This is a genomic window from Stenotrophomonas chelatiphaga, assembly GCF_001431535.1.
Taxonomy (GTDB): domain Bacteria; phylum Pseudomonadota; class Gammaproteobacteria; order Xanthomonadales; family Xanthomonadaceae; genus Stenotrophomonas; species Stenotrophomonas chelatiphaga.
This window is the reverse complement of sequence record NZ_LDJK01000127.1, coordinates 1-658: the sequence shown is the minus strand read 5'-3', so window position 1 is coordinate 658 and position 658 is coordinate 1. Positions and strand designations below refer to the sequence as shown.

Genomic DNA, 658 nt, shown 5'->3' with positions numbered 1-658 from the left:
CTCTTAAACGGACACGTAAGGGGGCGTCGGCAGCGTCAGTGGGGTTTAAGGGACAGGGCCAGCAACGTCCCGGTGCCCAGGTCGCCATCGGGCGACAGCGTGGCGGCGGCCAGGAAGGCGCCTGCGGGGACGCGGGCCAGTGTCTGCAGCAGGTCCCACGCCGAATCGACGCCGGGGATCTTGTCGGCGAAGAATTCGGCGACGGCCAGCACCGCCGAGGTCCCCAGCACCCACCACGATTCGGTGGCCTGCAACGCCGGTGGCAGGTCGACCCAGCCCAGCAACCCGGCCAGTCCGACGCCGAACACGGTGAGATAGACACGGATGCCGGCCAGCCAGGCCAGCAGGATGCCGATCACGAACAGGTGGGCGTCGGTCATGGCGCAGGCTCCGGTCAGGAACGTGATCACGCCGGCGGCAGGGCGACCGCCGGCACGTGCGCACGCTCGAAGGCTGCACTATCGGTGATGGAGAGGCTGAATGCCACAGGCCGGATCGGGGGCCGCGGCCAGTGTCGCCTGCGTCCTGAACTACAATGGCCCCGACTGATCCGCCGAGGCCGAGCCTGCATCGCACTGAACGATGCTCCGGAGACCTGCCATGAACAACCGTCCGCCTTCGCGCGTCCAGATCCGCATGCCCGGCCAGGCCGCCGCGC

1 pseudogene is annotated in these 658 nt (G+C 69.1%); it reads right to left on the bottom strand.

The features are described 5' to 3' along the window. Positions 1-56 precede the first annotated feature (56 nt). Positions 57-380 (bottom strand): annotated as a pseudogene (locus ABB28_RS17420) (DUF4126 domain-containing protein); the annotation flags it as partial. Positions 381-658 lie beyond the last annotated feature (278 nt).